Origin of the sequence: Sphingopyxis soli, assembly GCF_018682675.1 — a bacterium.
GTDB classification, from domain to species: Bacteria; Pseudomonadota; Alphaproteobacteria; order Sphingomonadales; family Sphingomonadaceae; genus Sphingopyxis; species Sphingopyxis soli.
Window position 1 is genome coordinate 1 of sequence record NZ_JAFMTR010000084.1, and the last position, 22617, is coordinate 22617.

Annotated in this window: 20 protein-coding genes and 2 pseudogenes; 11 read left to right on the forward strand and 11 right to left on the reverse strand. The window is 62.3% G+C overall.

Annotation, left to right across the window (positions count from 1 at the left end; all coding sequences use genetic code 11):
• The 7 genes and pseudogenes from J1N50_RS13090 to J1N50_RS13120 all read right to left on the reverse strand — a co-directional run.
• On the reverse strand, positions 1-585 hold a 585-nt coding region (locus J1N50_RS13090; RefSeq protein ID WP_215354180.1), incomplete at its 3' end, for an IS66 family transposase zinc-finger binding domain-containing protein.
• Between the two features lie 31 nt (positions 586-616).
• On the reverse strand, positions 617-973 hold the full coding sequence (gene tnpB / locus J1N50_RS13095) for an IS66 family insertion sequence element accessory protein TnpB (protein WP_039575394.1): 357 nt from the start codon (positions 971-973) through the stop codon (positions 617-619).
• Positions 970-1461 carry an IS66-like element accessory protein TnpA gene (tnpA, locus tag J1N50_RS13100; RefSeq protein ID WP_228383643.1) on the reverse strand — a complete coding sequence of 164 codons (492 nt, stop codon included), beginning with the start codon at positions 1459-1461 and terminating at the stop codon, positions 970-972. Before tnpA ends, tnpB begins: the two co-directional genes overlap by 4 nt.
• A gap of 38 nt (positions 1462-1499) precedes the next feature.
• Positions 1500-2186 (reverse strand): annotated as a pseudogene (locus J1N50_RS13105) (DDE-type integrase/transposase/recombinase); the annotation flags it as partial.
• Positions 2187-2284: 98 nt separating this feature from the next.
• Positions 2285-2962 (reverse strand): TetR/AcrR family transcriptional regulator, encoded by a 678-nt coding sequence (locus tag J1N50_RS13110; RefSeq protein WP_039575391.1) that lies wholly within the window; start codon positions 2960-2962, stop codon positions 2285-2287.
• Positions 2963-3133: 171 nt separating this feature from the next.
• Positions 3134-4747: a long-chain fatty acid--CoA ligase gene (locus J1N50_RS13115; protein ID WP_137865749.1), complete on the reverse strand. Its 1614-nt coding sequence runs from the start codon at positions 4745-4747 to the stop codon at positions 3134-3136.
• Positions 4748-4961: 214 nt separating this feature from the next.
• Positions 4962-5975: a serine hydrolase domain-containing protein gene (locus tag J1N50_RS13120; RefSeq protein WP_052208266.1), complete on the reverse strand. Its 1014-nt coding sequence runs from the start codon at positions 5973-5975 to the stop codon at positions 4962-4964.
• Positions 5976-6108: 133 nt separating this feature from the next.
• On the opposite strand from J1N50_RS13120, the gene J1N50_RS13125 reads away from it, so the two are divergent.
• The 5 genes from J1N50_RS13125 to J1N50_RS13145 all read left to right on the forward strand — a co-directional run bounded on the left by J1N50_RS13125 (position 6109) and on the right by J1N50_RS13145 (position 13391).
• Positions 6109-6849 carry a GntR family transcriptional regulator gene (locus tag J1N50_RS13125; protein WP_052208263.1) on the forward strand — a complete coding sequence of 247 codons (741 nt, stop codon included), beginning with the start codon at positions 6109-6111 and terminating at the stop codon, positions 6847-6849.
• Positions 6846-8150: a hypothetical protein gene (locus J1N50_RS13130; RefSeq protein ID WP_054588695.1), complete on the forward strand. Its 1305-nt coding sequence runs from the start codon at positions 6846-6848 to the stop codon at positions 8148-8150. The genes J1N50_RS13125 and J1N50_RS13130 overlap by 4 nt, the downstream gene beginning before the upstream one ends.
• Before the next feature lie 277 nt (positions 8151-8427).
• A complete protein-coding gene (locus J1N50_RS13135; protein ID WP_215354182.1) occupies positions 8428-10494 on the forward strand; it encodes a TonB-dependent receptor domain-containing protein in 2067 nt (688 codons plus the stop codon).
• Between the two features lie 55 nt (positions 10495-10549).
• Positions 10550-12097, forward strand: a complete 1548-nt coding sequence (locus tag J1N50_RS13140) for a carboxylesterase/lipase family protein (protein ID WP_082665267.1) — start codon at positions 10550-10552, stop codon at positions 12095-12097.
• Positions 12098-12158: 61 nt separating this feature from the next.
• Positions 12159-13391: a serine hydrolase domain-containing protein gene (locus J1N50_RS13145; protein ID WP_136173728.1), complete on the forward strand. Its 1233-nt coding sequence runs from the start codon at positions 12159-12161 to the stop codon at positions 13389-13391.
• Between the two features lie 285 nt (positions 13392-13676).
• On the opposite strand, the gene J1N50_RS13150 is transcribed toward J1N50_RS13145, so the two are convergent.
• A complete protein-coding gene (locus J1N50_RS13150; protein WP_054588691.1) occupies positions 13677-14087 on the reverse strand; it encodes a hotdog fold thioesterase in 411 nt (136 codons plus the stop codon).
• Positions 14084-14962: an alpha/beta fold hydrolase gene (locus J1N50_RS13155; RefSeq protein WP_039575377.1), complete on the reverse strand. Its 879-nt coding sequence runs from the start codon at positions 14960-14962 to the stop codon at positions 14084-14086. The genes J1N50_RS13150 and J1N50_RS13155 overlap by 4 nt, the downstream gene beginning before the upstream one ends.
• Before the next feature lie 68 nt (positions 14963-15030).
• Between J1N50_RS13155 and J1N50_RS13160 the strand changes: the two genes are divergently transcribed.
• Together J1N50_RS13160 and J1N50_RS13165 are read left to right on the forward strand one after the other, a co-directional pair.
• Complete coding sequence (locus tag J1N50_RS13160; protein WP_223181259.1) at positions 15031-15531, forward strand: MarR family winged helix-turn-helix transcriptional regulator; 501 nt, start codon at positions 15031-15033, stop codon at positions 15529-15531.
• Positions 15532-16021: 490 nt separating this feature from the next.
• Positions 16022-17004 (forward strand): annotated as a pseudogene (locus J1N50_RS13165) (helix-turn-helix domain-containing protein); the annotation flags it as partial.
• A gap of 197 nt (positions 17005-17201) precedes the next feature.
• Here J1N50_RS13165 and J1N50_RS13170 read toward each other — a convergent pair.
• Positions 17202-17531, reverse strand: a complete 330-nt coding sequence (locus J1N50_RS13170; protein ID WP_228383639.1) for a 2Fe-2S iron-sulfur cluster-binding protein — start codon at positions 17529-17531, stop codon at positions 17202-17204.
• 26 nt (positions 17532-17557) lie between these two features.
• The gene (locus tag J1N50_RS13175) at positions 17558-18820 is read right to left on the reverse strand and encodes a cytochrome P450 (RefSeq protein WP_039575372.1); all 1263 of its coding nucleotides are present in this window, start codon (positions 18818-18820) and stop codon (positions 17558-17560) included.
• 190 nt (positions 18821-19010) lie between these two features.
• Between J1N50_RS13175 and J1N50_RS13180 the strand changes: the two genes are divergently transcribed.
• The 4 genes from J1N50_RS13180 to J1N50_RS13195 are packed head-to-tail and all read left to right on the forward strand — an operon-like array spanning position 19011 to position 22611.
• A complete protein-coding gene (locus J1N50_RS13180; protein ID WP_039575369.1) occupies positions 19011-19751 on the forward strand; it encodes a FadR/GntR family transcriptional regulator in 741 nt (246 codons plus the stop codon).
• 44 nt (positions 19752-19795) lie between these two features.
• Entirely contained in the window at positions 19796-20938 is a 1143-nt protein-coding gene (locus J1N50_RS13185; RefSeq protein ID WP_054588690.1) for an NAD(P)H-dependent flavin oxidoreductase, read from the forward strand.
• Positions 20939-20962: 24 nt separating this feature from the next.
• Positions 20963-22153, forward strand: a complete 1191-nt coding sequence (locus J1N50_RS13190) for a thiolase C-terminal domain-containing protein (RefSeq protein ID WP_054588689.1) — start codon at positions 20963-20965, stop codon at positions 22151-22153.
• Positions 22150-22611, forward strand: a complete 462-nt coding sequence (locus J1N50_RS13195; protein ID WP_054588688.1) for a Zn-ribbon domain-containing OB-fold protein — start codon at positions 22150-22152, stop codon at positions 22609-22611. The genes J1N50_RS13190 and J1N50_RS13195 overlap by 4 nt, the downstream gene beginning before the upstream one ends.
• Positions 22612-22617: the final 6 nt, after the last annotated feature.

Below are 22617 nucleotides of genomic sequence, written 5' to 3' on the forward strand. Positions count from 1 at the left end.
CCGGTAAAGCGGCAGGTGATCGGCATACTTGGATACCAGCACCTGGGCGATCAGTGCCTCGGTCGGAATGCCGCCCTCAATGATCCGCGCCGGCGCCGGCGGCTGCACGATCGCGCTCTCGCACGAACGGCAGCCATAACGCGGCCGCCGGGTGACCACGACGCGGAAGGTGGTCGGCACCACATCGAGGCGCTCGGCGACATCCTCGCCGACCTGGTGGAGGGCGCCGCCGCAGCAGGGGCAAGCATTGCTCTCGACGTCAACGATCTGTTCGATCCGCTCGAGATGCGCGGGCAGCGAACCGCGGTTGGTCTTGCGCACAGGATCACTGCGAGGCCGTCCGGCCTTCGCTTCGCTGGCGGCCTCGGCTTCCGCGAGCGCCGTCTCGGCATCCTCAAGGCCCAGCTGCAACTGATCCTGATCGAGCTGCTCGGAACGGCGGCCGAACCGATGACGCCGAAAAGCCTCGATGATCGCCCTCAGGCGTTCGGCTTCCGCGTCGGCACTCTCGAGCTTGCGGGCCTGTTCGAGGACGAGCGCGCGTAACGCGTCAACATCGTCCGGCAGGTCCGCTTCCATGAGCATGGGAGCAGTGAATCAGTCTGGGAACGCCCCGTCAACAGGCAATCTGCGGGGCCTGCGGGCGGCGCCCGCCATGCACCCGGCGCCAATCCAGACCCTCCAGAAGCGCGCCGAGTTGCGCTGAGGTCACACGCATCACGCCGTCCTGGATGCCCGGCCACCGGAAGCCGCCGGACTCCAGCTTCTTGGCCATCAGGCACAGGCCAGTGCCGTCCCACCAGACCAGCTTGATCCGGTCAGCACGCTTTGCCCGGAACACGTAGATCACGCCTGAATATGGGTCGCCGCCATACTCGGCGCCGACCAGCGCGGCCAGGGCGTCAGGTCCCTTGCGAAAATCCACCGGACGCGTCGCCACCATCACGCGCGCGCCAGCGCCAGGTCCGATCATCGCGTTGCCTTGAGTGCTTCAATCACCGCTGCGATCACAGCCGCATCGGCCCCGCGTCCGATCTTCACCGCCACGCCGTCAATCTCCAGCTCGACAGCACTGACTGTGGGACGCCGACGGCGACGGCCGCGCCTGGCGACAGGGGCTGGATCACCCGAAGGGAGCGGTTCGATCACCGCCGGCACGAACGCAGGCGTCGCTGGAAGCGTCAGCCCTTGGTCCTCCAGCTTCTTGCGCAGATCCCGGCGCCAAGCGAATAGTTGCGACGGAGCAAGCCCATGACGGCGCGCCACCGCGCAGGCCGTCTCCTGACCCGAATAGCTCTCCGCGACGATCGACGCCTTTACCTCAGGCGACCACTCCCGACGCTGGCCCGCACCTGTGAAAACCTCAAAACGCCGAACCACGCTGGTGCCAGCATCATCACATGTCATCATCATAGCATCAGCATCCTCCAGCCTGATCGGGCTAGCGAAAATCGACGCCACGCTTCACTCCCGCAAGGTGGCAGGGAAACACCGGTTACGGTGAGGCGATGCTCGATGCCGTTCTGCTCGCAGACACGGCCGAAGATATGGCCGATCCATCCCAGTGTGCCGCCCTGGTCACGCTGCACGAACTGCACGCCGTTGTCGGTCAGGATGGTGTGGATCCTGTAGGGAACCGTCTTGATCAGCACGCGCAGGAAGGCTGCCGCGGCGAGCTTGGTCGCCCGTCGATAGATGCGGGCGAACACCAGCTTCGAGGTGCGGTCCACCGCGACATAGAGGAATCCTTTGCCGCCTTCGTAGCGCAGTTCGGCGATATCGATGTGGAAATAGCCGATCTCGTACTTCTTGAACTTCTTCGGCTTCTCGCGATCCGCCTTCGGCAATCGGCTGATCCCGTGCCGCTGCAGGCAGCGGTGAAGCGACGAGCGCGTCAGGTTCGGGATCACGTCCTTCAACGCGATGAAGACGTCATCGAGCGGCAGCCGGGCCTGCACCCTGAGCGCCACGATCGCGGCTTCTTCCATCGGCGACAGCACGGTGCTGCGCCGTTCCTTCGGCCCCACCGGCATGTCCTCGACCGACGGCCGGCTGCGCCACTTGATCACCGTCTTCTCGTTGATCCCGTACCGCTTCGCGAGCTGCGCGACCGGAGCTTGCGATCGCTGTAGCTCCGCTCGAACGGCGTGCGTGGTCTTGGCGCTGCCGTGTAGAAGCTGGCCCATAATCCCTCCCGCTGTGACGATGACAAGCTTACACCATCACATGCTGGGACTAAACACCTAGTCGTGACAACTGCCCAGCCCGAGATGAAGCGGGAATGTTATGGATGGCTCCCCTTCTGGGAGGGGCGGCAGCCGTACACAAATAGATCCACAGCTTGCCTCATTCGGGCTGAAGAGGTTTCATTGTGACTGGTCACTCCCACTCCAAGAGCGGCCCGACGAAAAGGTGACAAAATGACGCTGGATATAAACTGCTCCGCAGCAAAATTCGCGTCTGACACCCTGATTTCTCCCCTCTCCTCGGCTTTGCGCAAAACCTCTGCCACCAATCTCGTCGTGCGTCCTACGCCGAATTCGTAAAGGTTTCGCGCTAAAGCGGGAAAACGTGCAGCCTCAGCCATTACAACGCGTTCCAACGCGACATGAATGTCGGTAAGCATCCAGGATAGCAGTTCATCGGACAGCTCTTCAAGCTCGGGCCGAACGTCGCCATGTTCGGGAACGTGCTGTTCGAGGAAGGAGAGCCGATCCTCGATTTCCCTGAGTATTACCGCCTCGAAAAGCAGCTTTTTGCTCCCGTAACGGGCGTACAAAGTGCGCTTGGAGATGCCTGCTTTTGCAGCAATCCGTTCCGCCGTTGAACGACCGAATCCGTCGGCAAAGAAGACATCGCGGGCGACACGGAGAATTTTCCTCGAAAGTGCTTGCGAGGCTTGTCGAGTAGGCCTCCCTGTTCGTCCGGAAGCTTGTTCTTTGGTTTTTTGGGTCGACGTCATGCCTCATCTTGGCCATACCTTGTCCGCGCTGCAAGCGTAGAGCGCTTTGCATTGTATAGCCCGCCCCCGCGAGATTGCCCGGGCTTATGCAAGACCCACGAGGCCCGCTGAACTTTGCCTGCCTGAAAGGATCGCTGCCGTTCGCAGGGAATGGACGCAGTGTGATCTCATCTAGGCGAGTTGGTTACGATACGCTTCGCGTAAGGCCTTTTTGTCGATCTTTCCCGTTGCAGTGAGCGGTACTGTCGCGAACAGGATGTCGTCCGGCAGCCACCAACGAACAACCTTCGTCTCCAGATGCGCGCGAATTGCGTCGGCTGTGACGGCTTGACCTTCATGCGTTTCAATCACGAGAAGGGGTCGCTCTTCCCATTTTGGATGATATACGCCAACGACCGCGGCGACCCGGACGCCGGGGTACCCAACCGCCGCATTCTCGATATCAATCGAGCTGATCCATTCGCCCCCGGACTTGATCACGTCTTTCGCGCGGTCGGTCAGCCGGAGAAAGCCGAAGCGATCGATCGTACCTATGTCCCCGGTGTCGAACCAGCCATCGCTCCCGGCGCCCTCAAAATCGGGGAAATAGCGATCGACGACCCACGGTCCGCGGACCTGGAGCGCACCCGCCTGCTCACCGTCCCAGGGGAGCGGCGTGCCATCGCCGTCGATAATGCGCAGTTCGATGCCAAATTGCATGCGACCCTGCTTCGTCAGCAGGAGATCGTTCGCGAAATCCTCGCCTTCGGCCATCAGGAGCGGGGAGGGCGTCGAAATCACGCCGAGAGGATTGGTTTCGGTCATGCCCCAGAGCTGGAGCACAGTGACACCATATTTGGCGCGGAATGTCTCGGCCATCGCCCGCGGGACGGCCGAGCCGCCAATCACGAGGCGCTTGAGATTGCCGACCCCCGTCCCCGTGGTGTCGAGATGAGCGAGGTACATGGTCCAGATCGTGGGCACACCGCCCGAAAAGGTGACGCCCTCTTCGTTGATCAGATCGGCGAGACTGGCACCGTCCATCCTGTCGCAAGGAAGCACTAGCTTGCAGCCGTTAATCGCTGCCGTGAACGGAAGTCCCCATGCCGTCGCATGATACATGGACGAGCAGGGCATGATGACATCAAAAGCGCTGAACCCGAAGGCACTGCTCAGACCGGCCGCCATCCCGTGGAGAACGATTGATCGGTGGCTGTATAGGACGCCCTTGGGGTCGCCCGTCGTCCCCGAAGTGTAGCAAAGAAATGCGGCTGCCTTTTCATCGAAGCTCGGCCAGGTGAGGGCCCCGTCCTGGCGTGCCAGCAACGCTTCATAGTTCAACGCGTCAGCAACATCTGGCGCGGTCGCTCCGCGATCCGCGAGAAGGACATAACGCTCGATACCTGGAAGGAGAGGGCGCAGCCGTGCGACGAGCTCGGCTAGATTGGGCTCGAAGAAGAGAATGCGGCTGCCTGCATGAGCGATAGTAAAGGCGATTTGCTCGTCGCTGAGACGCGGGTTGGCAGTGTGCAATACAGCGCCCATGCCCGGCGCCGCATAGAAGAGTTCGAGGTGGCGGTGCGTGTTCCAGGCGAGCGACGAGACGCGGTCGCCCGTTGCAATCCCGAGGACACCAAGGGCCTGCGCAGCCTGACGCGCACGCTGATCGCAGCGGTGCCAGTCATACCGCCAAACCGGCTCATCGACAGCCTTCGAGACGATCTCCCTCTCGCCGTGCGCGCGCGCGGCATATTCCAATATTCCGCTGATCAGCAGCGGCGCGTCCTGCATCAATCCCCGTAACATGCTGCATCCTTCTTCGCCCCACTGCGGCGTCGCGTGCAAGGTTCCGCCCCTCGGGTATGATTGCCGCGCGGGCTGTCAATAACCGTCATCATTTTGGTCCAGCGGCAAACTCCACGTGCCGCGTTTCCATTCGGCCAGCAATTCTCAATGATCATATTGCAGCGGCACGGCCTAGGTTCGATCGGCCCCGACATGTTTTCGGCCGCGTTTCAAATTAGTCACTCGCCGCTTTCAGCAACAGTGACAGGAACCGCCAATCGGACCAATCGCCTTTTTCCCCCGCCGCCAAAGCCGCCAGATCGAGTTTCGCCTGCCTAACGATTGTAAGCCGAAGCGACGGAATGATATAGAGGCGTTGATCGCCCGCGCCGGCGGCGACGACCATATCCGCCGGGAGTTCGTTGGCATGACTGGTGATATCGGTGGACCGGGTAACAATATCGACAGCCGGCGTGCTACGGGGCAACCACCAGGTGAGACCGTAGGCCGGATTGGCCTGGCTACCCTTGAACAGCTCGGCGAACGCCAGTTCATCGACAAGCGGCTTGCCGTCGAGCTTCCCACCGCCGCGGACGAACTCGCCGATCTTCGCCCACTCGGACGCTGCCAGCACGAGGCCCTGCGGCATGAGCGGTGCGCCATCGGGGCCGCTGCGCCAACTGCCTATGGTAACCCCAAGCGGAGTGAGAATGCGCCGCTCCACATAATGGCGAGCGTTGCCGTCTTGGCCCTTGGCAACGAGCTTGCGCCGCATGATCTCTCCAAAGATTTGCATCGGGGCGGGACCATATTGGAATTTGCTGCCCGGCGCCGCCGTGAGCGGTGCCTTCACCGAGTCCAGATACCCTTGGGCCCTGCCGACGGTCGATGCCTGGCCGCCCGTCATCGACAGCAATTGCCGAAGCGTGATCTGTTCCTTTTTGGGGTCGCCCCTCCATTCAGCGAGTGTCTCCGATGCCCGCTCGTCGAGGGTTAGAAGTCCATCCTGTGCGCCCGCCGCCGCCATCAGCCCGACAAGGCTCTTGGTGCCCGACCAGAGTTCCTGCGGCGTCGCGATGTCTGCCGATCGGCAGCGCACTTTGCCATCTTCAAGTATCAGCAGCGCAACGCCGGAATTAGCCTCAGAATAGGCGATCGCTTCGGCACAGCCGGGAAGAGGGGCGGGTTCGCCTGCCGCGGCTGGCTGTGCCGCAACCGCGGCCGCGAAAAAGAGGATGGTGCGCTTCAAGATCCGACTCCGATTTTCCGATGCTTGTCATTCTCCATATTATCGATAATAAATTCATTCGCAATCATCGATTGCTCGTGTGCGCTGCCCGATTAGGATGGCGCCGCGAGCAGGGAAAGCCGAACGGAGAGACATGGCCGCGACGAAGACCGACGACGACAGCGCGCCGACGCAGGACCGCGTGATCGCGCGCCTTTTGACCGACGACATCGTCGAATGGCGGATTCCGCCCGGATCGTGGCTGCGCGAGCGCGAAATCGCCGCGCGCTTCGGAGTGAGCCATGCGCCGGTGCGCGAGGCGTTCCGGCATCTCGCGCGGATCGGGCTTGTCAAGGTCGTGCCGTGGCGCGGCACCTATGTGATCGATATCGACGAGCATGCTGCGAACGAGGTCTATGAACTGTGGAAATCGCTGTTCGGCGTCGTTTGTCGCCTTGCGGCCGCCGAAATGACCGACCGCGACGGGCGCGAACTGATGCACCGGCTTGTCGAATATAAGGATGTCACCCAGCGCACCGACAATACGTTCGAGCATATCAAGGTCTCGAACCGCATCGGTCGCTTTATCGCCAAACGCAGCAATGCGCCGCTCGCGCTCGAGCTCCTCGATCGGGTCGCGCTGCTCGCGCGCTGGCAGCACAATGTCTATACTGACAGCTATATCGAGACGCATGGCAACGAGGCGGCGAAGCGATCGGCCATCCTCTACGACGCGCTTTGCCGCCATATCGTCGCGCGCGATGGCGATGCCGCCGATGCGGTGGCGCGCGATCTGATCGGGGTTACTCAGAATAGTTTTGGGCGCGCACTCGAGGAATATAAGGCCCGCCACGCAAAGCCTAAGCCCAGCCGCCGCCGCGCAAAAGTGACATGAGCCGTCTCCCGACCGACCGCCGCACCTTGCTTAAGGCGGGCCTCGCGGCGCCGATCGCATTGCAGGTTGACTCCGCTGCCGCTGTATCCCTGGATTTGACCATGTTCGGCCCCGGACGCCTCTTCGCCGACGTCCAAAGCTATGCCGAGGCCGGCAACAAGCAGTCGGGCGGCGCGGGCGATCGCTGGACCGCCGACTGGACAGCGAAGCGGCTGTTCAGTGCCGGATTCGAAGTGGATCGCCAGACGTTTGACGTGCCTTGGTTCGAGGCGTCGCATTGCGAACTTACGCTCGGCGACCACACGATACCGCTCGTCGCACAGCCGCTCGCCGTCGAAACCGGCGAGGCCGGTCTCGCTGCGCCGCTGCGCCTCGCAGAAATCCCTGAACGCCTCGACGGCGCGATCGCCGTCGTGCGCCTGCCTTTCCGCCGCTGGTCGAGCCTCGTAGATCGTGCAGTGCGCGAGCCGCTCGCCGATGCGCTTGCGCGCGGTGCGAACGGGGTCATTCTCATTACGACTGGGCCGACGGGCGAGGCCTTGCTCCTCAATGTCCCGGCCGGTCATCCTGTATCGGACAAGCCACTTGCCTTGCTCGCGCCGCGACTCGCCGCCCCGGTGATTGAAGCCGCGCGCCACGGTGCCGCGGCGAAATTAGCGCTTCGCGGGCGCGGTGGGATTCGGGCAGCGCAGAATATAATCGGGCGACGCGTTCGCTCCGGTCGCCCTTGGCTCGTCGTCTCTACGCCGCGTTCAGGCTGGACCGATTGCGCCGGCGAGCGGGGGCCGGGTATCGCGATGTGGCTCGCGCTTGCCGACTGGATGCCCCGAGCGTTTCCGCAACACAGCCTGCTCTTCCTGTGCAACAGCGGGCATGAATATGAGAATCTCGGTGCGAGCCATATCGCCGACAAGGTGGGTCCAGCCCCCGGCGAGACCGCTTTCTGGTTTCATCTCGGCGCCAATGCGGCAGCACGTGACTATCAGGAAATGCCGGGGCGCTTGCTGCCGCTGCCAAGCGCCGATCCCTATCGTTTTCTCATGACATCGCCCGAATTCGTGACGTGTGCGCGCGAGATATTCAAAGGCCAGCCGGGGTTGGAAATGGCCTATCCTTCGGCGGAAGGCACAGCGGGCGAACTCTCGGAAGTGATAAAGGCCGGCTACGTGCGTCATGCCGGCATCTTTGGCGCACACCGTCATCACCACGCTGTGACCGACGATTTATCGACGGTCACACCTGACCCCCTTGCCGCTACGGCGCGGGGCGTCCGCGACCTGCTGAGCGCCGTCGTCTCTTAGACCAGCGAACCACCTGCAAAGACATTGCGCTTTCCGGCTTGACTTGCCGACGGTTTTGCACAAAATTATCGATAATAATTGCGATAACAAGATGGGGAGAGTGACCATGGGACGCAGAGCGAACCTTCTTTTCTGCACGGCCGCGATTTGGGTAGCCGTCGCTCCGCCTGCTTTCGCTCAAGACGCACCGTCCGAAGCTCTTCCGGACGCGGCTGAAGCGGATGATGACGGCGCCATAGTCGTAACGGCGCGCCGCCGCGAAGAGCGGCTGGCCGATGTGCCGACCGCGGCGTCGGTCATCGATATCACGTCGCTCACCGATCGCGGCGGCGCCACGGGCAGCGGCGAACTCCTCGCCGATCAGCCAAGCGTTCGCTTCAACAATCTGAACTCGTCCGTCACGTCGGAGATCTCGATCCGCGCTTCGTCGACCGCGCGTGCCACCAATGGCGACCCGAGCGTCGGGCTCTATCGCAACGGTGCCTATATCGCCGGCGGTCCGGTGGGCGGTCGCAACTTCACGCGGCTCGACCTGCTCGACATCGGCCGCGTCGAGGTTCTGCGCGGGACGCAGGGCGCGCTGTACGGCCGCAACGCGGTCGGCGGCGCGATCAATATCATCTCGGCCGAGCCCGAATTCGATCTCTCGGGCTGGGCGAGCGCGCGCTATGGCTTCGAGAACAACAGCTTCCAGACGCAGGGCGTGATCAATGTCCCGCTCGCCGATGGCCTGGCGATCCGCATCAGCGGCGATCTCGTCGAGCAGGACAAGGGCTTCTTCTACAATCCCGACAACGACGTCTATTTCGACCAGCAGAAGGGCCACGGACTGCGCGGCCAGATCCGGCTGAAGCGCGGGCCGGTCGACGCGATCATCACGGCCGAGACCCAGCGGCTGACCACGCCGACGATCCATTACCAGATATCCATTCCCGCGGGCACGCCAGGCTTTCCCGGCGGTTATACGCAGGATCGCTTTCGCTACCCCTGGAACACCGCGCCGCGCGCCAGCCAGGACGTGGACGGCCTTCAGGCGCTCGTCCGCGTGGATCTGGGCGGTGCCGACCTGACGTCGACAACCTCCTTTCGCAAGCGCACGTCCGAATATGATCTCGACAATGACGCGATCAGCCCCGCCGAGCTGGCGCGTGCGCGCGCCGCGGGGCAGATCGGCGCTCTCACGCCGCTCGATGCCAGCACCGCGTCCTACGTCGTCGACACGACCGACAATTTTTCGCAGGATATTCATGTCAGCGGGGCGAGCGATCGCTTCACATGGCTGGTCGGCGCCGAAATGCTGTTGCTCGACAGCGATTTCTCGGTGGCGACGACGCGCACGCCGACGCTCGCCAATCCGTCGCCGGGCAATATCGCGCCCGCGCGGCTGCATTTCGAAAGCTATGCGGCCTATGGCTCGCTCGGTTTCGACATCACCGACAGCCTCAACCTGACCGGCGAACTGCGCTATACCCGCGACAGCCGGAGCATCTCGGCGCGGCTTTACGATTTGGGGACTGGCCTGCCCACCGGCGGGCCATCGCGGATCATCGACGACAGCATCAACGCCGACAATCTCTCCTACAATGCGACCCTCTCGTACAAGCTCACGTCGAACATCCTCGCCTATGGCAAGGTCGGCAGCAGCTATCGGGCCGGCGGGTTCAACACGCGCCTCTCCGATCCGCGCGCGCCGAGTCCTGTGCAGGTGCTGTTCGGCAACGAAAACAGCACGTCTTACGAAGTCGGCATCAAGGGCAGTCCGATCCGCCGCGGCTATTTCGCAATCGCGGGCTATTACACCGAGCTTGAAGACCTGATCGCGCAGGTCGACGATGGCTGCGCGCTCACCAATCCGGCGTGCCCGATCGCCGCGGTCGCCTATCTAACCAACGCAGGCGATGCGAAAAGCTGGGGTATCGAGGCCGAATATAGCCAGGGCTTCGATCTCGGCGAAGGCAATGGCCGCCTCGCCTTGAGTGGCTCGCGGCAAGAGGGCAAGGTCAAGAGCGGCCGCTATGACGGGCTGGACCTTGCGCAGGTTCCCGACTGGCTCGCCTCGGCCAACCTCAATCTGCGCTACCCGGTCACCAAGGATGTCGCGCTGACCAGCAATGTCCTGATCAGTGGTCAATGGGGCGGCAAACAGGAGCTGACAGCGACCTCGGTCGACCTCGATGATTATGTCCTCGTCAATCTTCGGGTCGGCGTCGACTTCGGCAAGATCAGCGTCAGCGCGTTCGCGAACAACGTCTTCGACAAGGTTTATTTCGTCGCGCAGGCGCCGACGATCAACCGGTACAGCCAGCCTCGCGTCGTCGGCGTCGAAGGACGCATTTCTTTCTAGGTCGCGCTCCCGTCCGCGGCCTCCAGCCGCTGGTCGGGAAGGGTAGGAGGGCGCAATGCGGCATTTGGTGATGGCAGCACTGTTCGGTGCCGCGATGCTGACCGGATCGGTGTCTGTCGCGGCGGCGGAGACGGCCCCCGCGGCGACAATCGCGCAGGGGCGCCTTGCGGGCGCGCGCACGGGGGACGTCGAGCGCTTCCTTGATATTCCTTTCGCCGCCGCACCGGTCGGCGCTCTTCGCTGGCGGGCGCCGCAGGCACCGCCGCGCTGGCGGGGCGTCCGCGATGCCGCAAAACTCGGCCCGGCTTGTCCGCAGACGGTGCGCCCCGCACTTGTCGCGGGCGGGGTAGCCGAGCATCAGTCTGAGGATTGCCTCCAGCTGAACATCTGGCGCCCGGCGGGGGCGCGAAAGCTGCCAGTGATGGTCTGGATCCATGGCGGCGCCCATGTGGTCGGTTCGGGCACCTTCCCGGTTTTCGACGGCACCGCCTTCGCGCGGCAAGGTGTGGTTTTGGTGACGATCAACTATCGGTTGGGCGCGCTCGGTTATTTCGCCCATCCCGCGCTCAGCGCGGCCAAGCCGCGCGGCGAGGCGCTCGCCAATTACGGCCTGATGGACCAATTGGCCGCCCTGCGGTGGGTGAAGAAAAATATCGCCGCATTTGGTGGCGATCCGCGCCAGATCACCTTGTTCGGCGAATCCGCCGGGGCGATCGGAGTGACGACGATCCTTGCCCAGCCCGAAGCCAAAGGCCTGTTCGCCAAGGCGATCGTTCAGTCGGGCGTTGGTCTCCTCGATCCGCGCCCGCTTGGCGAGCAAGAAGCGCTAGGCGCGGCGTTGGCAGCGCGCGCAGGTGCGCCGCCTTCAGCATCGCTCGACGCGCTTCGCGCGCTGCCCGCCGCCGCGCTCGTTGCCGCTGGCGAGGTCCGGACGCCGGGCGCGATGACCGGCCCCATCCTCGACGGCGACCTGGTACGCGAAGCGCCTTGGCGCGTCTTTGCGCGTAGCGAGCCGATCGACGTTCCGCTCCTCGTCGGCGCGAACAGCAACGAGGCGAGCGTCATCCTTGCCATGGGCGTGCCGCCATCCGCCGCGCTCGCCTATCTAGGGCGCGACCAGGCGGCGGGCCGGGCCGCCTATGGCATGGGGCTGGCCGATGATGAACTGGCGCGCCAGGTGTTGGGCGACGCCTGGTTCGTCGCCCCGGCGCGCTGGCTCGCGGCCCGGACGGCGGGAGGGGCGCCTTCGTATCTCTATCATTTCGACTATGTCGCAGCGGCGCGGCGCGACCGCGCCAAGGGCGCCGCGCACGGGTCTGAAATCCCCTATCTGTTCGGGACGCTCGACTATTTCGCGTCGGTCGCCGGCGCCGTCGGTGACGAGGATCGCCGCTTCGGCGAAGGCATCGCCGCCTGCTGGGTTGGCTTCGCCAAGACGGGCGTTCCTGGCTGCGCACTCGTTCGCGACTGGCCGCGTTACGATGCGGCAAGCGACCGTCTCGCAAAATTTGCGCCCGAGTCTGGCGTCGTCGCCGGCTTTCGCAAGGCGCAGCTCGACCATCTGCTCAATGTTCACTTCGGGAACGGCCAGCCCAGGCCCTAGCCCGTCCGGCCGCGCTAGGCCCTCCGTTTCGACGATGTGCAACGAAGCTGGGAGAGAGAAAATGGCTGGAAGAACGAAATGGATGTGGCTTGCCGCTGGTGCGGCGATGGCTGGGGCTGCGGCCTTTGCGGCGCAGGGCGGGTTCGGGGGCAACGGCGGCGGCGAGGCGCGTCCCATGGTGCAGCTTCCGCCTGCGGCGCCCGCTGCTAAAGCGTCGACGTCGGCGGCATCGGCGCCCGCGGCCGCCAGCCTTTCGGCCACCGTCGGCGGTTATACCTATGACTGGACCGCGTTACAGTCGGCAATCGACGCTGATACCGAGGTCGATAACGGCTATTTCATCGTCGGGAATGCTTCGGATCCCGACTATCTCTTCGCTTACGAGAAGGGCAGCTTTGGTATCGATCGGGTGACCCCGCTTGCGTCGGCCTCCAAATGGTTCGCCGGCGCGCTGGGGATGCGCATGGTGCAGGCTGGCATCGCGACGCTCGACGATCCGATGCGGCCGCCGCTTGCCTTCTGGACCACGATCGGAACGAAGAAGGATGTCCAACTCAAGCATGCGCTGTCGATGACGTCGGGCTTCAATGCGAGCCCGCTCGTTGGCGGCTGTCAGCTGCTTCCGGCCATGACGCTCTACAATTGCGCGAAGAGCATCCACGATTTGCGCTATGATATTTTGCGCCCGGGCAACGCGCCCGGCGCGCAATATAGCTATGGACCGCACGGCCTTCAGGTCGCCGCTGCCTATCTGGAGGCAAAGGATATAAGCATCGCGCCCGGCACGTCACCGGCACGCCAGCGCAATTTTCACGAACTGTTCGCGCAGCATGTGACGACCCCGCTCGGGATGACGAGCACGACCTGGTATGACCCTGCGGGAAGCGCTCCCACCAACCCGTGGGTCGCGGGCGGCGCCTATTCGACGCCGCGCGACTATGCGAAACTTCTGCGTGCCTTCCTTGGCGGCAGCTTTATTACCGATATGACAAGCTTCACCCAGCAACGTACCGCAGGCTTGCCGCGCGTTTTCGTGCCGGCGAGCGCGGGCAATTGGGAATATGCGCTCGGCTCCTTTGTCGAATGCGACACGCCTTCGGCCTGCGCGACGTCCAAGATCAATTCCTCACCGGGTGCCTATGGTTGGACCGGCTGGATCGATCGCGAGACCGGCTATTACGCTTTGATCGCCACCGAAATATCGAGCGGAGGCGACCGGAAAGGCGTCGAGCTCGAACAGGTCATGCAGGATCTGATCGAGGATGCGATCGCGAATCGCACCCCGGCGCCCTGACCTGACCCAGCAGTCTAGTCACGCAGCACAGGAGAACTTGATCTCCATGCGCTGCGTGGCTGGCCTGTCGGACTAGGCAAAGTCGACGGCTCAAAGGCGAGCGGCCAAACCCGCGTGTGACCGGCAGGGAGCCGATTTGACTGAATGGCCGATGCGCGGCCGTCCGGTCGTGGGTTCGGCCTAGGGACACGTCGCCAAAAAGCGTGTCGCTGCCGCCACTGCCTCGGCTCCGAAAGCTGCTGGGCATGCATCTGGCCGCGCAGATTGGCTCGCCTCGGGCGGTTATCAGGCGACGTAGGCCCCTCTACCACTCGCCACCAAGGTTCCGTCTGCGGCTAGGATCCGGGTAGCCGCGACGCTTATCTGCCGCCCTAATTTCACCGGGCTGCCGATCGCGCGAAGCGGCCCCAGCTTGGCCGGTCGGTGAAAATCCACATGGAGGTCCGCCGTCGCCCGCGCAGCACCCCCCATCGCGATGATCGTATAGAGGCCGGTCAGATCGATCAAAGCCGATACGATGCCACCATGCGCCGCGCCGACCGTCGGATTTGAGATGATTTCGTCTCGCCAAGGCATGGAGATCACCAACTCGTTGGCGCCGACCTCAGCGATGCTGAGCCCGAGCCAGCGGTGAAAAGGGGCCAGCGCCAATAGGTCACGTAATTCCTCAAGCCCCGGGACGGCGGGGGCATTCATGATTTCATTTCCGCTTCATGGATGCCGAGCAAAAACTCTAGGATCGATTGCCCGAAAGCGTCGTTCTCGTCCCCCACCACCATATGAGTCGCATTCGCAATGTCGCTATACGCCATATGAGGGACAAGGCCCTGGAAATGCTTGACGGCTTCCAGCGAGACGAGATCGCTTGACCCGCCGCGGATCAGATGCACCGGCAAGGTCAAGCAGGCAGCGGCCGCGCTGAGCTCGGTGCGGCCATGGTCGCTGGAAACGCCGCCGCCCTGCTGCGTCACTCTTTCGATGAAGGCGGGGTCCCAGTGCCAATAGAAGCGTTCATCGTCCTTGCGGCGCAGATAGTGTGCTAGCCCGGCCGAAGCCTTCCGGCTGGGGCGATGGGGCAGATAGTCGGCAATGACCTGTGCGGCCTCTTCCACCGACGCAAAACCATCGCGCGCATGCGCCGCCATGAAACCGACCACGCGGGCGACGCCGCTCGGTTCCATCTGAGGTGTGACGTCGACCAGCGTCAGCGATCCGAAACTTCCCGGTGCGCATTTTCCCTCGGCGATGATCCCGGCCAGGCCACCAAGAGACGCGCCAATCAGCGCCGGTTTGCTCGCCGTCGCCGCAGCGATCTCGACGAGATCGGCCGCAAAATCGGAGATATCATAGGCTCCGTCGCTGGCCCATGCACTCTCGCCGTGCCCGCGCATATCGACTGCGATGGTCCGGAAACCATGGCTCGCGAGCCGGTGGGCTACCGCCCTCCATGCCCTTCGGGTCTGTCCGCCGCCGTGCGCGAGGATTACCGGTAATCCGAGTTCCGGGCCATCAACCGACGCTGCGATTTCATGGCCCGCTTTCCCGGCAAGCGTGATCGACTGATCAATCATTCCACGATCATACTATATCATATCTTACAGTAAAGGGTTTTCAGAATATGATGTTGGCTCTACAGTCCATGACGATGGTTGAACCTCGCAATACAAGCGGCATCTCTCCCGCGAAAAGTCTTCTGACGGCCTCAGACGAGTTTGTCTTTCTCATCGAGGAAGTGCCCCGCAAACTGCGTCGGAAGTTTGATGCCTCAACGGCGCGCTTCGGATTGACGCGAACCCAGTGGCGCGCGCTCGTCTATATCTATCGGACCCCGGGCATGACCCAAACCGACCTCTCCAAATGCCTCGAACTGGAGCGTGCCAGCGTTGGCCATGTTGTCGACCAGCTGGAAAGAATGGTGCTCGCGGAACGGCGCGCTGCCAAGGGCGACCGGCGCGTCTGGGAACTTCATCTTTTGCCCCGAGCGATCGAAATCCTGCCTCAGCTGCGCGCCGAAGCCGACATGATCTACGCGCGACTGCTCCATATGATTTCCCCAACTGAGATACGCGCGATGCGCTCATTGCTGACGAAAATGTCCGGCAATCTCGAAAGCGGATCGGAAGACATGCCTCCTCGATAGGAGCCGTGGAAGATTTGAAATGGCCGACGCCATTCATCGTCAGCAAGCCGATATCCCCAACTGGCACCGCTCGCGTCTGAGGCGGCGCGCCGCGGCCGTTCTGCCCCCGCTGCATCAGGTTGCCAGCACTGACGGCTAACTAATTGCGAATATCGCGGCACGGAGCCCTACCTGCCTCCCGCCGTGTTGCAGAATAGTCCGATCGAGCCGGCAATCGTTCGGCGGTGAGCGCCCTCCCGCGAGGCGGGCCGCTCTTGGCTTCGCGTGCCAGCGCCAATTGACCGACGAGCTATTTCGTGCAACGAGTTGTCTACCAAGAAACGAACCTCTGCGTGGAGACCGACATGGCTCAACCCGAGCGCTTCATGTGAGGGCGGATTGCCGGTGCTGTCCGCCGTCAGCACCAATGGCACAGATTTGAGGTTGTGATTTAAGGAGGATTTGGGCTTCGTCGTAGTGACTAAGGAACGAGGATGAAGCCCAATCCTCCTTGAAAAAATCGGCGCCGAAGGCCCCTGCTGAGCGGCTGGTGAAGGACATACGGCGTGCGACGCGCCGGCACTTCTCTGCAGAGGACAAAATCAGGATCGTGCTGGAAGGCCTGCGCGGCGAGGACAGCATCGCCGAGCTGTGCTGCAAGGATGTCATCGCCCAGAGCTTGTATTACACGTGGTCGAAGGAGTTCATGGAGGCGGGCAAGCGGCGCTTGGCGGGCGACACCGCCCGTGCCGCGACCACCGGCGAGGTGCACGACCTGCGCCGCGAAGCCCGTGCCCTTAAGGAATGCGTGGCCAATCTGACGCTGGAAAACCGGTTGCTCAAAAAAAGCATGATCGCGAATAGGGCCGACGACGAATGAGGTAACCCGCATCCGAGAAGCTGGAGATCATTCGGATCGTCGAGCAGTCGCACCTGCCGGCCAAGCGCACGCTGGAGCAGTTGGGCATCCCGCGCCGGACCTTCTAACGCTGGTACGACCGCTACCTCGAGCGCGGGCCGGAGGCGCTGGAGGATCGGCCATCGGCCCCGAGGCGGGTGTGGAACCGCATCTGCGATGATATCCAGCAGCAGATCATCGACATGGCGTTGGATACAACCGACCTGTCACCCCGCGAGCTCGCGGTGCGCTTCACCGACGAGAAGCGCTACTTCGTGTCGGAAGCCACGGTTTACCGTATGTTGAAAGCCCATGACCTGATCGCCAGTCCGGCCTTCATCGTGATCAAGGCCGCCGACGGGTTCCACACCAAGACGACGCGGTCGAACGAGATGTGGCAGACCGACTTCACCTACTTCAAGATCATCGGCTGGGGCTTGGTGTACCTGTCGACCGTGCTCGACGACTTCTCCCGTTATGTCATCCTTTGGAAGCTGTGTACCACCATGCGGGCCGGGGATGTCACCGACACGCTGGAGCTGTCCCTCGAAGCTTCCGGATGCGCGTCGGCCAGGATGATCCACAAGCCGAAGCTGCCAATGGGCCCGGCCAGCATATTGCCCGCGCCCCTTAATTCGTCAGGGAAATGGGCGGCGAGGAATTGCCGCATTTCGGTGCGAAATGCGTCTTCGCTCGTCTAGACATCAGGTTCTAGCTGAGTTGGCACTGAAACCTCCGTTCAAAACTGAATTTGCGACGCCGCACGCGCACGACAGGGCTGCGCTCTGTCTGGTCAGTATTGCTGCTCGGGAACGTGCAAAATCAAACCTTCCACTCCTTCCACCATGGGTATCTGGCAGGCGAGGCGACTGTATTCGTTGGCACCTTCGGCAAATTGCAGAAGCTCTGCCTCCGCTGCCCCTTCGACCAGGCGACCAACCCTGTCGATCCAGGCCGGATCGACATGGACATGGCAGGTCGCACAGGCGCAGACACCGCCGCAATCGCCGTCGATGCCCGGTACATCATTGAAGAGCGCCGCCTCGCGTGCGGTTTCGCCCTCGGCAATTTCGACTTCCCGCCGCGTTCCATCGCTGGATACGAACGTCACTTTGACCATCATACACTCCGTATTTCTGCTTCAGCAAATCAGCGCGCGTGCAGCCGCACCGGCAGATTGGTGATCCCGCGCACAAGGTTTGAGAAAAGGCGCTCGGGCTCGCCGGTCACTTCGACCTTGGCGAACCGCTTGTGAATTTCTTCCCAGATGATCCGCAACTGCAGTTCTGCCAGCCTGTTACCCATGCATCGATGGATGCCATAACCGAATGACAGGTGATGGCGCGGATTCTTGCGGTCGATGATGAACCGGTCAGCCCGGTCGATGACCGTTTCGTCGCGGTTGCCCGACAGGTACCACATCACGACCTTGTCGCCCTTCTTGATCTGCTTGCCGCCAATCTCCCAGTCCTGCAGCGCAGTGCGGCGCATGTGAGTCAGCGGCGTCTGCCAGCGGATGATTTCCGGCACCATGCTGGCGATCAACGAAGGGTCGTCATTCAGTTTGCGATATTCATCGGGGTTCTGATTGAGCGCCAGCACACCGCCGCTTATCGAATTGCGCGTGGTGTCGTTGCCGCCCACGATCAGCAGCAGCAGGTTACCCAGAAATTCGAGGAAGGGCATATCCCGTGTCGCCGGGGAATGCGCCATTATGGAAATCAGATCGTTCTTCGGTTCTTCGTTGATGCGCTGCTCCCACAGTCCTTTGAAATACATCGCGCACTCGATGAGTTCTTCACGCCTCGCTTCGTACGATTCGACGATGCCGGTTTCAGGGGCGGCCGTTGTGACGTCGGACCAGCGCGTGAGCTTGCGGCGTTCCTCCCACGGGAAATCGAATAGGGTAGCAAGGGTCATCGTGGTCAATTCAACTGAGACCTTGTCAACCCAATCAAATTCCTCGCCTATCGGCAGATCATCGAGAATCTGACACGCTCGTTCGCGGATTGTCGGTTCGAGCAACAGCAAGTTGGACGGCGCTACAGCGGGGGTGACGGCCTTGCGTTGCTGGTCGTGCTTTGGAGGATCCATAGCGATGAACATTTCAAGTTCGAGCGCGCCTTCCACCGAATGCATGTCCTGAATGGCGATACCGCCGAGCTTTGCCTCCGACGAAAAGACTTTGTGGTTGGTGTCGACAGCCATGATATCGTCGAACTTGGTGATCGACCAGTAAGGCCCAACATAGCTTTCGCGGCAATAGTGGACCGGCTCCTCTTTGCGCAGCCGGTCGAAATACAGGCCGATCGTGTCCTGCTGAAAAAGACTCGGCCGTGCGACATCAATTTCGTCGATCGGAATGGCTGCAACTTTTCCGGCAGTATCCAGCTCCATCGTGTCGATGCTCATGTCTCGTCCTCCATCCCAGGCAAGCAGACTCACCTTGCTATCAAACAGGTAGATGTTTCGCAGGGTGTGGTCAATAAAGCTTATAAGGATTGTTGCGACATTTGACCGCACTGCAAACTTCATAGACTGATGCTGGACATGCCATCCGATAAACTCTTATAAGGTTTTATCAGAGGAGCGATTCCCAGTGATGCAACCGAAGGTCGATGATTCGAGGAAGGCCAAGCGTGCGCTCACGCTTGCGCAGGACATCGTACGCGATATCGAAGCCGGGGCGCATGTTGCGGGCGACAGGTTGGCGCGCGAGGACGAAATGCTTGCGCGATACGATGTCGCCCGAGCGACCTTGCGCGAAGCGCTTCGCTTCCTTGAACTCCAAGGCGTTATCCATCTTCAACTAGGTCGCGGTGGCGGGCCGGTGGTCGCTCGCCCGCAGACTGGCGATTTCGCAAACAGCCTCTCGCTGATCCTGCATTTCATGGAGGCGGACTTGAGGGGCTTGCTCGAATTGCGCGAAGCGATTGCGGCGGATGTTGCAGCCTATGCCGCCCAGCGCGCGACCACGGGTGATCTGAGCGCACTTGCCGATTGCCTCAAAGAGCTGGAGCGAAACGAAGCGAGCAGCCAGTTCGAGGAACTGAATCGCCGTTTTCACGATATGCTCGGCTGGGCCAGCGGCAATCCGCTTTTCGGCCTTCTGACTTCCGCGTTGCATATGCTTACCCGCGAATTCTCGCTCTCGCTGGGGTATTCGGCGCAAGAGCGTGCGGTCCAGTTGCGTTTCTTGCGCCGCGTCCTTGAAGCTGTGCGCAAGGGCGATGCCGAAGGAGCGCGGCAGGCTATGGCGCGTCTCGTGGCGGGCTCCGCCTCCTATCTCGCACAGAGAAGCCCTGAGCTTGTGTCCCAGAAGGTCAGGTGGGGACAGACGTAAAAAACGGGCGCCGGTGGGTGGCGCTGGATGGAGAGGGTATTACGATGGCACTCAAGAGCCGCATATGCGAAATTCTCGGGATCGAATACCCGATCCTTCTGGCCGGAATGGGCGGGGCGAGTGTCCCCGCGCTCGCGGCCGCAGTATCGAATGCCGGGGGACTTGGCGTTCTTGGCGCTGCGGCCTGCTCGCCAGACCAGTTGCGCAGCTGGATCCGCCAGACCCGCGAACTGACCGATAAGCCATTTGGGGTCGACACCCTTCTGCCTGCCTCCGTCAGGCGCGGTTCGGCACCGCAGAGCGGCGCCTCGCTCGAAAACCCGATGGCACTGCTTGGCGAATATCAGCAGTTCACCCGCGATTTCATGGAACGCGAGGATCTGCCCGAAGTGGATGCCGCAATGGCCATGCGCGCGGCTGGCGCGCCGGAAATGGGCAAGGGCGGTCCGCAGCTGTTCACGCGGGAGTTTTTCGAGGCGCAGATGGAAGTGGTAATCGAGGAAAAGGTGCCAGTCTATGCCGCCGGCCTCGGCAATCCCGGACCGTGGATGGACCGCCTTCATTCCAATGGCACCAGGGTCATGGCGGTGATCGGCAAGGTCAAGCACGCCCAGCAGGTGGTCGATTCCGGCATCGACATGATTGTGGCGCAGGGCCACGATGGCGGCGGGCACAACTCCCCGATCGGAACCTTCTCGCTGATTCCGCAGGTAGTCGACGCGGTGGGCGATCGGGTTCCCGTGATCGGAGCAGGTGGAATCTCCGATGGCCGCGGAGTCGCCGCAGCGATGATGCTGGGCGCTCTGGGCGCGTGGGTCGGAACGGCGTTCCTGGCAACCGAAGAGGCAGGGATTGAACGGTTCCAAAAGGAAGCAATAACCGACGGCGGCGATGCAGATACCGTCGTTAGCCGTTCGTTGACCGGCAAGCCTGCGCGCATGATCCGCAACAAATGGGCCGATGCTTGGGTTGCGGCGGGCAAGGAGCCGCTTCCGATGCCTTACCAGTCGATGATTTCAGGGCCGGTCATGGCTTCGGGCATAAAGGCTCAGCGCAAGGATATCATGCCCGGCTTCGCGGGGCAGGGAATTGGATTGATCCATTCGATCCGTCCAGCGGCAGAGGTCATGCGCGATCTTGTCGAAGGGGCCGAAAGGGCGCTGGCCGATGCCAGATTCTATTCCTGAATTGCGGCAAGACGGGTACGCTGTATGAACGCTTCGCAGACCTTATCCTTTGCCGACAAGGCCGCCATAACCGGTGTGGGCGAAACCGCATTCGTCAAGGGCACCGAACGGACCGCGGTGGACATGATGCTGGAAGCCTCGCGCCGCGCAATCTCAGATGCCGGGCTGAAACCTTGCGACATCGACGGCATGGTGCCGCCGCCGATCTATACGACCTCGGAGGAAATGGCCGCCAATCTCGGCATTGATGTGCTGCGCTATGCGGCCACCGTTCACATGGGCGGCGCCAGCCCGACGACGGCGCTGCAGAACGCGGCAATGGCGATCGCCAGCGGGCTTTGCGATCACGTGCTGGTGACGCTCGGTTGGAACGGCTATTCCGCCCTCAGGCCCAAGCCGGGTGCCCCGCCCACTCGGGCGATGAACATGAACACGCTGACCAATACCATCCAGGGCTATTACATCCCCTATGGTGTGTTCCTGCCGGTGCAGATGTATGCTTGGCTGGCGACCCGTCACTCGAAGCTTTACGGCGTGGGCGCGGATGCGATGGCAGCGGTAGCGCTAGCCTGCCGGCGTCACGCGCAGTTGAATCCGCGCGCCTTTACCTATGGGCGCGAACTCGACGCGGAAACCTATCATTCGGCGCGCTGGATATCCGAGCCCTTCCGCCTTTACGATTGCTGCCTTGAAACCGATGGCGCCTGCGCGGTAGTCATATCGCGAATGGATCGGGCCAGGGATATGCCGCATGTGCCCGTCAGCATCGCCGGTGCCGCGGAAGGCCACCCCTATCCCGCCGACGACATCCCCTCGCGGCCCGATCCCTTCAAGATTGGCCTCAGCTATGCTGCCCCGCGCGCTTTCGACATGGCGGGCGTCAAGCGCGAGGACATGGATTTCCTGCAGATTTACGACTGCTTTACCTATGTCGTTCTGCTGCAACTGGAAGCGATGGGCTATTGCGAACCGGGTGCACAGTTCGAATTCGTCGCCAATGGCCAGATTGAGCTGGGTGGCCGCTATCCGATCAACACCCATGGCGGCTTGCTCAGTGAGGCGCATGTCTGGGGACTCAACCACGTGGTCGAGGCAGTGCGCCAGCTTCGTCACGACTGCGGCGAGCGCCAGGTGCTGGGAGCCCAAACTGGTCTTGTGACCGGCTGGGGTGACCTTGGCGATGGAAGCATTGCCATTCTCAGGAGGTTTGCATGAGCAGCGAGAGCGATCTGCCTCCCAAAATGCGGCCCTCCGCGCAGGTTGCGCCGCCCAAACCGCGACCTCGCCCGCAAGACCCGGTTGAGCAGGAATTCTGGAAGCGGTGCCAAGACGGCAATCTCTATTTCCAGCGCTGCGGCGGCTGCGGCTGCTTCCGCCACCTACCGCGCTATATGTGCGCAAAGTGCGGCTCGCCGGAATTCTCCTGGGAACGCAGCAGTGGCAAGGGCACGCTGTTTTCCTGGACCGTTACCCACCAGGCCCTCCACCCGGCTTTTGCCGACGAAATTCCCTTCGTGGCGGCGGTGGTGGAATTGGAAGAGGGCGTACGCATGGCCACGCGCCTGATTGGTTGCGATCACGAGCGCCTAGCGCTCGACCTTCCGGTGGAAGTGGAATTCGAATTGATCGGTGAGGACTTCCGCCTTCCTGTTTTCCGCCTGCGTGAAAGTTAGAAGCGT